Raw genomic sequence first — 9,754 nt, 5'->3', positions numbered from 1 at the left:
CAGTTATCTCTATAAAACCGTTGTTCCCGCTAATCCTCTCGTACAGATGAAGATTACTGCTAAAACCATCGGTTCTCTCCTGCGCGGTAACGCTTTGGCCCCTTAAAATCAATTGATAACCAGAAAACCCAATCTCCCCATCGCGGTGGTTGGGTTTTCTTTTGGGTTGTTTCATCTCCTATCTTCTCTAATTCAAACAAAAATAAGGTATGTTACATTTGATTAACGCATCCGACGAGAAGATCGACTTGCTGCTACCTAGCGCCTTCGGCATCGTAACTATTGATATAGCTGGCTCTTCGTTACTTGGTATGGTTCGATAGGGGGGCATAAATCGACTAAATCCTTATCTGGCAAGAGACTTAATTGATTAGTTCGCTCTAGACGAAAATAATTGACAAAAATCGCTAAATGCCTTTCTATACAAGGGTTCCATCCTTGATAACCCCCGTCCATTGCATAACACAAACCGAAGAGCCATATAGCTTATGACTGAAAATTCCTTCTTCAATGAGCAAAAAGAACAGTCCTTGATCAAAGCTAGGATTGTTGAGAAATATTTCTGGGCTTGGGCAAAAGTTATAATTTCAAAAGTTAAGAAGGGATCGTCTTCAAACCAGAAAATCGCTTATGTTGACCTTTTTGCTGGTGCCGGACGATATAAAGATGGCTCAAAATCAACCCCAGTAAAGGTTCTAGAAACTGCCATCGCCGATCCAGATATGCGAAATATGCTGGTATCGATCTTTAACGATGCCGATGTCGAAAATGTTAATTCTCTTCAACAAGCTATAGATTCAATTCCGGGCATAGAAAATTTAAAATACCGCCCTCAAATATCAAAATATGAGGTTGGAGAGGACATAGTTAAAACCTTCCAAAGCATGAAATTAGTTCCCACTTTACTTTTTGTTGATCCTTGGGGTTACAAGGGGCTATCTCTTGAACTTGTTAATTCGGTCGTCAAAGATTGGGGTTGTGATTGCATCTTCTTCTTCAATTACAATCGCATCAACATGGGTTTAAATAATGATGCAGTCAAAGAACACATAAATGCGCTATTCGGACAAGTAGGAGCAGATCAACTCCGCAAACGATTGAAAACACTTACACTTACTCCACAAGAGCGTGAGTTAACCGTTGTAGAATATATCTGTGAAGCCTTGAAAGAAATGGGGGGTAAATATGTTCTTCCATTTCGTTTCAGACATGAAATGGGAAATCGTACTAGCCATCACCTAATTTTTGTAAGCAAGCATCCTAAAGGCCATGAAATTATGAAAGAGATAATGGCTAAAGAGAGTTCTGAACAGACGCAGGGCGTACCATCTTTTGAGTATAATCCTGCAACTCTTCAACAACCGTTACTCTTTGAGCTAACCCGTCCTCTTGATCAACTGGAATCTATGTTGTTGGACAATTTTTCAGGTAAAACTATGACGATGGTAGAGATTTACGACCAGCATCATCCTGGAAAACCGTACATTAAAAAGAATTACAAAACTGCCCTTAGCAATCTTGAATCTCAAGGAAAAATCACAGTACATTCACTCGATGACAAAAAACGGCGAAAAGGAACGTTTGCGGATGATTTAAAGGTTACATTTCCAGTTAAGCAATAAGCTCTAATTTTTCTGAACGCCTCGCTGATTTAAGTGGGACACTTCCCCATTTTTGGATATGCTGATTCCAGGCATTAGGCATCTCGTCCCAGATTTTATCATCAAGTAATCTACCCCCTGCTTTCGGTGTCCTTCCCCCAACTTGTTTGAAAAAAAATGCTACCCCTGAATTTTGACATTGATCGCGGATATCCCTTGCCCAGTCAAGTTTCATCTGGCGATGTTTTTGCCCGGATTCTCCGCCGACAATAACCCAATCAATGCCAGTTAAATTAAGTTCTAGGGGTCCTAAAAGTGGCTCACATGAAATGAAACGCACTGAAACAGGCACTGTCCGAAGATATTCAATCCGATCTATGTGGTTTTGGTTCTCGACAGATACACCTAGCCAAATGTTTTCTGGAAAATCTAATTTAGACGCTAAATCACCTAGACGGCTTTGTCGCTTTGTTAAAATCTGATATATATGCCAAGGTGTTGAATGAATAACTGAGAAAACTTGTCTGATAAAGTCGAGAGGCACATCATCATGAAAAAGGTCACTCATTGAGTTGACAAAAACTCGACTGGGAGTGCGCCAACGTAAGGGTTCTTCCAATCTTTCTGGATGCAAAGTTAAGGTGAATCCATTGGGAAAGTTTTTGGGAAAACGCTGTGTAATAGCTTCGGCATAACAATGCAGACAGCCAGTGCTAATTTTATCGCACCCGGTTGTTGGATTCCACGTTTTATCAGTCCACTCAATACCAGTGTGTGTACTAGACATATTTTAACTCCACAATCTATACCTATGACAGACGCTACCTGCCGATAATTAGCAATTTACTTGTACTATATCATTGTTTGACAAGTACAATTGTCGCCGCACTCACTTTCTACATTACGCAATCGTCAATGAGTTGCGGTGTAAACGAGATATTACATCGTTTAACGGAAACAACAGGTACTTACGAGGTTATAACTGGTGCTATGAAATCTAAGCAATGATCGCCTCACCTCAAATCTAGAGAACTAAGGCTCTTTTAATACCATAATTCCGGAATCAGGTCATAATAACCAGCTTGGGGCGGTGGGTAAACACCCGCTGCGATTTTTTCGATAATAGTCGGCCAAGCTTGCCTAAAAGCGGCAGAGCGCTCGTTGGGGTGCAAAGTCCAACCCTTGGCATTGGTGAGAGTGGCGCGATAGTAGTTGCTTTGTTCTAGGGAGCGAGAAACCATAATTTCCCAAGAGTCGAGTTTTCCTTTACCGGTTAAAATATTGCCCCAAGCTTTTAAACCATCGGGTAAATGATCGAGAAAGGTATTTTTATAAGAGCGCCAGAGGGGGGTGATCGGTAAAAGGCGATCATAGCGACGACAATTAAGTAAATAGGCACGACTACCAAAAAATTTAAATTGATAGAATCCGTCGGGATTTTTCGTGCAAGGATGCTGAGAATAAATCGTACCATCAGGCCGGGGTGGACCGGACAAAGGACGCACAAACATCATTTCTGGATGGGTTTCCATTAACTCGATCCCTTCGCGGATCCAACTGTAATCCGGTTCTTGGTAGAGCATCATGTCACTGTCATAATGAACCATATAATCGCTGCGACATGACTCGATTTTGAAGATCGAGCCGAAAATCGGATAACCTTTGTAGTTATGGGTGGAACGGAGGGGACTGCCGAAATGCTTTTGATAGATACGCTGACGATAGCTGGGATCGTAGTTAAAATCCACTAGGCGATCGATTATGCCTTCTTTAACTAATTTTTCAGCACAGGCTCTTAACTCCTCCATTGTACCCAGTCCGGGGCGATTAACCTTTTCCCCGCTTAAGGGGGCCGTGTCAATAGCGAGTACCTTTTCCTCGAAGGGAAACTGACTCATTTTGACTAGATGGGGAATAGTGTTCATCATAAACCAGACATCGGTTCGCGCCGTAAAAAACCAGAGCGAACAACTTGGCAATCCCATTTTGTATAAACCTCACTTTTGTTTGGGTCTTAAATGGGATACATTATAGGGGAATCTTCGCGACAAGTTGACACAATTCCTTATTAACCTATGACTATAGCCCTCGATCGCTTACCCCAATCTTGGCAGGGTTTAACCCATCGTTTAACTTATAAGTATTTTCAGGTACGCATTGATACACCCAAAGACCCCTATAAAATTCTCTTTCGTCCCCAACCCTATCAGGTTTTATTTATTCTTAGCCATATGCGATCGGGTTCGTCTTTATTGACCCATATCCTCAATTCTAATCCTGAAATTATCGGTTTTGGCGAAACTCATCTGGTTTATGAGAGTGAACAGGATTTTAAAACTTTAATGTTTCAACTCTACTGGCGTTTGAAAGATTTAAACATGAATCATAAATATATTTTAGATAAAGTTCTTCATGATCAGAAGTTTTTAGATCATAGTTTTTTGCAATCTGATCCGGTTAAGACCATATTTTTACTACGAGAACCGAAGCGCACTTTAGCTAGTATTCTAGATCTTAAACCCCATCAAAACGAGCAGCACGCGCTAGGCTATTATACTGGTCGTTTAGCCACCCTAGAAGGTTATGCTCGATTAATTAACAGCAAAGAAAAGAGTTTATTTATCACCCACGATCAGGTATTAAACCAAAGTCAATTGGTCTTTAATAGTTTACAGAGTCATCTCGATACTAAAACGGGATTTTCTGAAGAATATCGAGTTTTAAAAACCACTGGCAGCCGCGGTATAGGAGATTCTTCCGAGAATATCAAAGCGGGTAAAATTATTAAACAAGCCAGAAAATTAGATATAGAAATTTCCGACGCTGTTTTAACCCAAGCCCAAAAAGCCTACGATCGATGCTACGAAACCCTCAGCCATTATTGTCATTGTATCTAAGCTGAATTGGGGATTAGTAATAGCCTTGATTCTCTCCTCCGAGTCCCAAGAAAATCCCCCTAACTCAACTCTAAGTTGAGCATTTAAAAGGTCTGATTAGCCTTCAATATTAGCAATTGTAAAGCCCATCTGACACTCGTAGAGATTGGGCTGTTGGCTTCCTCCTTTACCCAAGGAGTGACCACAGCCTAGTTTACCCTCTCGCCACCGGGGTTGCCCCTGCTGGTTGGCTAAAAGACAGCCCTGACAGACAGAACCCGTATCGAGAATGTGTTCGTCGGTTAAAATCACTAACATGACGTTCACCCCCATTGATCTCCGATCACTTTTGTCTCTATTGTAAGGGGTTTTTTCTGAGATGTAGTGGCGCGCTATACATTCCGCTACTTTTTGGTTTTTTTTCGCCTGGACTCTTCTTATGCAGAAGATTAGACCTTGAAAATGTATAGTCATTTCAGATAAGTCTGATACGATTCAATCTTAATAATTGAAATGACTGTAATTATTATTTTACTAAGCCGAGTTTTCTGGTTACTTTTTGCCAAAAGGTTGGGGTCGGTGGTTGATAGGGTTTGGGACTACCGGTAAATATAGGACGTTGACTAGGTTCGTAGAGATAACGATAGTGTAAGAAAATATCTCGATAGGGAAAATCGAGATTTTCACCGCTACAAAGTCGAGTAAACAGAGAGGAAGATAAACCGATGTAGTGAAGGTATGTCAACCGTTTGCCCTGATCGTAAAGAATATTATCTAAAGCCTGAAAATGGGGAGAGGTGACACAGCAGCCGGTGCGTTCTTCTTTAGGCAATTGAAGAGCTAGATTATATATAGAAAAATTTGAGCGCATCATCATATAATTGACGATAGTTTGATCGGGAGCCATCGGATAGAGAATTTCCGCTTCTCCTGCTCGCAATTGTTCTATGAGCCAATCTCGCTGATTTTCATCGAATAAACCAGTTTTAGAAGCGTAGAAACCTGCACAAAAAATCTCCTTTTCGATACGATCACGGGAAAAAACCTCGAATAATTTTGGTTGAGAAACTTCATAGACATGAGTGGGATCTTTGTGCTGAAAGTCATAAACAACACAATCGTGCCTATCTAGAATAGCGAAGATTTTATCAATGGCATCGAGTAGCAAGGTGTCCCCATCCATGTAGATAAAACGATCGAAGGGACTATCAAAAGCAATAAAACGGTGGTGCATTCCCATACGATAATATCGGTCAGTGCAACCCGATTTCAACCAACGTTCGCGGGCTTGCGGGTGGCTATCCCAAATCGACTTGGCGAAATTTTCCCAGCGTTCAATAATTTCCTGATTATCAAACAACTGTACGTTAGGACGTTGAGCAATTTCCGCTTTGATACGTTCGATGTTGTCATCGTAGGGATAGACACAAACAGGAAGAGCTTTTCCCCCATTTACCTCGATGCTGTTGAGTAGAGCGATTAATTGATCGTAAACGCGATCGTTAGCTAAGGTACAGATACCGTCCATAAGTAATCCCAAGGAAAAAATCAAAACCTATTATCTTTGCCGTTAGTTTAGCTTATTTTTGTCGATAAATTTGGGTAATTTCAGATTATAGCCATGAACTTAACTGCCGAGCAGCCAATGTTCATTCAAAAGTGAAGTGCAGCGCTAGGGATTGACAGAGGTAAGTCCCTAAAGATAGTCTCAAGTTTCTCACAACAGAAAGACTACCCGCTCGGCTATACCCAAAACCGATCGATTTAGCGTTTGCGTTTGAGTAATTTAGAAATGCGTCGATTGTACCGCAACCAACGCCAGATTTTAATAACTAATTCCTCCACCCATAAAATAATCGCATCTAATCCCTCTAAAATCCGTTCTAAGGGGTGTTTAACGTAGCCGACGGGTGTTGATTCGGTTTCTAACCATTCTTCGTTAATTGGTTGAATTATCTCCCTAGCATAGCGGGGATCTAATTGGGTGGCGGGGGGGGATTCTCCCGGAGTAATTTCAGCGGCGGCCGGGGGGATTTTTTGTAAAGATTTATTTTGTTTTCCTTGACTAAAAACTTTTTCTGTGCTAGAAGGCTCGGTTGGGGTGACTGGGGACTGGGGAAGGGGATAAGCGGGATTAAGGCGGGGTTTTTCGGAGTCTTGGGGAGAAATAGCCAATATATCGGCGGATTCTAGCCAAGGTTGCTCGCTGACGGCGGAAAATGTCAGGGATTGGCGAGAGGAAAAGAAGTGATCGATCGCCGCTTGGATGAGTTTGCCGATCGTGAAGGGATCCGCTTGGGTTTGTTTTTCTAGCCAATCCTGGAGACGTTGCTTGAAGGTGATCAGCAGAGAATTAGGAAGACTTAGGGGATATTTTGCGGATAAAGCGGGTGAATCAGCACTATATTCTAAATTATTCTTCTCTTTTGCCCAGAAATGCTCGATCGCCGCATAAATTAACCAATAAAGGCGCCAGAGATAGGAGGAATTTTTCTCCAGAGTCGGGGACTGGTTAACGAGATCGGAAGGAGGGTTAGGGGTGTGGCTCAAACTACCGGGGATTGCGGGGGAGATAGCGAGAAATTTAGCCTCGAAAATCGCTAATTTTTCGTCAATAACTCCTAAAATTGCTTGAGAATTTAAATTAGGCAGTGGTAAGGAGGGTGGTGTCGGGGTTTTGACGAGATGGGATTCTTGGAATAGATTTATGGCGATCGCTATCTGTCCCTGTTGTTCCCAGCGTAGTAGCTCCCAAAACCAACGGATCGGAGGCAAGACAGAATTTTTATCGGTAAAATTTGGTAATAAAGGCGGATACTGAGGATTTAATCGCTTAATTCTCCGTTTTTCGAGGGCGTAATTAGCCAGTGCCGTCCTAATTTGTTTTTCTATTTGTCTTTGGGTTTGATTATCGGTGATTTTAACGGTCTGGTGATCGTTAGTGACGAAAACTAAAGCTTGATCCTCTAGATCGGCTGCTATGCCAATAAATGCCGTTTCTTGGTCGGATAAGCTCTGGAGAAATTCTGCGATCGCATCCGTCCCCTCCTTGCTGGGGGGTGATAATTGTTTCTGGAGACTGTTCCCCAATTGATTAGCCGTCACCCGCAGCGATTGTACCAGTAAATAGACGGGATAGATGGCTATTTGCAGGGCAAGAGCGATCGCATTTTGACCGCGACGGGAAACGCGGCCGAGGTTATCTTTCAGACGGATCAAGCGACGGTTGATCAGGTTGAACAGTCGGCTTTTATAGGGATCGGCAGCCATGGATTTTGGGCGATAACATCTTCATTTAGACTATCCTATTGTGCAAGGGCGGGATAAAAAAAATTTTTGCCAAAACCCTTGACTCCCAGAAAGATTATTGTTATATTTAAAAAGGTCTGAAATCTAAGCCCCCATCGTCTAGTGGCCTAGGACACCTCCCTTTCACGGAGGCGACAGGGATTCGAATTCCCTTGGGGGTATGAAAAGAAGTCAGAGGTGTCGAGCTTCTGACTTTTCGGTTTTTTTCTCCCGTTGATGGCTTTTTGGTAGGGTGACGGTGAAAACTGTTCCTCGATCGATCTGACTTTCGACGCTAATTTGTCCATGATGACTGAGGGTAATCGCTAAAGCGATCGCTAATCCTAATCCTGTTCCCCCGGAGGTGGCAGAATTTTGTCGTGCGGGATCGAGACGATAAAAGCGATCGAAAATATGGGACAAAGCAGCCTCGGGAATGCCGATTCCGTTATCTTTGACGCGTACCAGTAACACCGATTGTCGATCGCGTTTACTTTTTTCCAATTCCACTGCCACATTTTTAGGCTCAGATTCGGGCAAAAAAGCGTGTTTTAGGGCATTAGAAATTAAATTTGTGAATAAACGGGCTAATTGATCCCAATCTCCCTGCATAGTAAACATTTCATCGCTGTAGGAAAAATCCTCTTGATTCGGTTCCACAATCGACAAAGAGAGGGAAATTCCCTGCTTATCGGCGATTAAACGCTGTTCTTCCACCACTTCCATCAATAAAGCATCCAAAGGTACAGCTTGCTCGATCGGTTGGACGATGCCACTATCAGAACGGGCTAAAAAGAGCAGATCATTGACTAAATTGCCCAATCTTTCCGTTAAACGATCGATCACTTGCAAGCGTTGATGGCCAGTTTGGGGATAGGCGATCGCCATTTGCACGTTAGTTTGAATAGTGGCGATCGGATTGCGTAATTCATGGGAAGCATCGGCGGTAAATTGTTTTAAACTCTGATAGGACTCTTTTACCGGTTGAATGGCTAAACCGGACAAAAACCAACCAATCCAGGCGACACTGGCAATCATCAGGCAAATTCCGACGATTAAATCCCATAATAGCTGTCTAATTGGTTTTGTCACCTCAAACCAAGGATGACTTACCCGCAGATATCCCAAAACATAATGATCGATTTCCACCCTTTCGGTTATTTGTCGCAGCAGACGATTATCGGATAAGCGAATAGTTTCCCCCTGACGGTGGGGATGGAGGGGAATATCTAAAGATTCGGCCAGAGTTGACCAAACTAGATTACCTTGGGGATCGAACCATTCCAAATCTATATGATCGTCCTCGACGGATTTACCCTGACTGGGAAAACTTGCAAGGGGATCGACGCGATAACGTCCTTGGTTCGGGGGAATCGATTCGATCACGAGGGAACGATTTACCACCTCAATGATGTGTTTGAGGGTATCATCAATGCGATCCACTAGGGTATGCCGCACATAAAAATACATTCCCGTAGCGAGAAAAAGCAGTAGTATGGCAGTGACAACAGTGTACCATAAGGCTAAACGGCGGCGAGTGGCTTGGAACACCGATAATCTATGGATTGGCTAGAGATTTTTAGGGCAATGTATCCTATTTTACAGCTTATTTGAGCGATTTATTATTGGAGAATAAATTATTTTTAGCCATAGGGAAAAACTGACGGTTGCCAAGAATAGCTAGACTTGAAGGCTCATAGTCCTTAAAAATTGCTGCTAACAAAAGTATTTTTAGATACATTCTTCTCAATAATTGTTTGAGTAGAACTACAAAAGCAGCTAAAGTGAATTATATTTAACCCTATGGCAACAAGGCTGACAGGAACGGCTAAAAATATTTTTGAGCTTATTTGGCTCTTCGGGAATTGTTATGCAAATAATTAACTTAAAATAAAATTCGATGAGAGCAACTACGCTCAAAAGTAGCTGAAATTCATACAGGAAAGGACTTAAGGCATAAATAAGTTAATACCAAAAGATAGACAATTG

The 9,754-nt window shown here is 42.2% G+C and carries 8 protein-coding genes and 1 tRNA gene; 3 read left to right on the top strand and 6 right to left on the bottom strand.

The features are described 5' to 3' along the window. Positions 1–488 precede the first annotated feature (488 nt). Complete coding sequence (locus tag O9324_RS19835; protein ID WP_002769571.1) at positions 489–1,622, top strand: three-Cys-motif partner protein TcmP; 1,134 nt, start codon at positions 489–491, stop codon at positions 1,620–1,622. Here the strand turns inward: O9324_RS19835 and O9324_RS19830 are convergent. Together O9324_RS19830 and O9324_RS19825 are read right to left on the bottom strand one after the other, a co-directional pair. Further along, positions 1,612–2,388 (bottom strand): DUF5131 family protein, encoded by a 777-nt coding sequence (locus tag O9324_RS19830; protein WP_002769569.1) that lies wholly within the window; start codon positions 2,386–2,388, stop codon positions 1,612–1,614. The genes O9324_RS19835 and O9324_RS19830 overlap by 11 nt on opposite strands. Positions 2,389–2,644: 256 nt before the next feature. Next, the gene (locus O9324_RS19825) at positions 2,645–3,586 is read right to left on the bottom strand and encodes a hypothetical protein (RefSeq protein WP_288141099.1); all 942 of its coding nucleotides are present in this window, start codon (positions 3,584–3,586) and stop codon (positions 2,645–2,647) included. A 90-nt stretch (positions 3,587–3,676) separates the two neighbouring features. Here O9324_RS19825 and O9324_RS19820 point away from each other — a divergent pair, with 90 nt between their 5' ends. After that, positions 3,677–4,498: a sulfotransferase family protein gene (locus O9324_RS19820; RefSeq protein WP_287629942.1), complete on the top strand. Its 822-nt coding sequence runs from the start codon at positions 3,677–3,679 to the stop codon at positions 4,496–4,498. 96 nt (positions 4,499–4,594) lie between these two features. On the opposite strand, the gene O9324_RS19815 is transcribed toward O9324_RS19820, so the two are convergent. The 3 genes from O9324_RS19815 to O9324_RS19805 all read right to left on the bottom strand — a co-directional run bounded on the left by O9324_RS19815 (position 4,595) and on the right by O9324_RS19805 (position 7,747). Then, a complete protein-coding gene (locus O9324_RS19815; protein ID WP_002735656.1) occupies positions 4,595–4,795 on the bottom strand; it encodes a hypothetical protein in 201 nt (66 codons plus the stop codon). 208 nt (positions 4,796–5,003) lie between these two features. Then, positions 5,004–6,005, bottom strand: coding sequence for an Npun_R2821/Npun_R2822 family protein (locus tag O9324_RS19810; protein ID WP_287629943.1), 1,002 nt, complete (start codon positions 6,003–6,005; stop codon positions 5,004–5,006). Positions 6,006–6,241: 236 nt separating this feature from the next. Next, entirely contained in the window at positions 6,242–7,747 is a 1,506-nt protein-coding gene (locus O9324_RS19805) for a hypothetical protein (RefSeq protein WP_287629944.1), read from the bottom strand. A 127-nt stretch (positions 7,748–7,874) separates the two neighbouring features. On the opposite strand from O9324_RS19805, the gene O9324_RS19800 reads away from it, so the two are divergent. Next, positions 7,875–7,947: transfer RNA gene (locus tag O9324_RS19800), tRNA-Glu, on the top strand. A gap of 10 nt (positions 7,948–7,957) precedes the next feature. Here O9324_RS19800 and O9324_RS19795 read toward each other — a convergent pair. Next, positions 7,958–9,316, bottom strand: a complete 1,359-nt coding sequence (locus O9324_RS19795; RefSeq protein ID WP_288141098.1) for a sensor histidine kinase — start codon at positions 9,314–9,316, stop codon at positions 7,958–7,960. Between the last annotated feature and the right edge of the window lie 438 nt (positions 9,317–9,754).

The sequence above is a fragment of the Microcystis sp. LE19-84.1B genome, assembly GCF_027531875.1.
GTDB lineage: Bacteria > Cyanobacteriota > Cyanobacteriia > Cyanobacteriales > Microcystaceae > Microcystis > Microcystis panniformis.
This window is presented reverse-complemented; position numbering and strand designations above follow the sequence as displayed.

Excerpts from the sequence above, each read along its gene's own strand:
- O9324_RS19835 (WP_002769571.1), top strand. The coding sequence starts at position 489 with ATGACTGAAAATTCCTTCTTCAATGAGCAAAAAGAACAGTCCTTGATC.
- O9324_RS19830 (WP_002769569.1), bottom strand. The coding sequence starts at position 2,388 with ATGTCTAGTACACACACTGGTATTGAGTGGACTGATAAAACGTGGAAT.
- O9324_RS19825 (WP_288141099.1), bottom strand. The coding sequence starts at position 3,586 with ATGGGATTGCCAAGTTGTTCGCTCTGGTTTTTTACGGCGCGAACCGAT.
- O9324_RS19820 (WP_287629942.1), top strand. The coding sequence starts at position 3,677 with ATGACTATAGCCCTCGATCGCTTACCCCAATCTTGGCAGGGTTTAACC.
- O9324_RS19815 (WP_002735656.1), bottom strand. The coding sequence starts at position 4,795 with ATGTTAGTGATTTTAACCGACGAACACATTCTCGATACGGGTTCTGTC.
- O9324_RS19810 (WP_287629943.1), bottom strand. The coding sequence starts at position 6,005 with ATGGACGGTATCTGTACCTTAGCTAACGATCGCGTTTACGATCAATTA.
- O9324_RS19805 (WP_287629944.1), bottom strand. The coding sequence starts at position 7,747 with ATGGCTGCCGATCCCTATAAAAGCCGACTGTTCAACCTGATCAACCGT.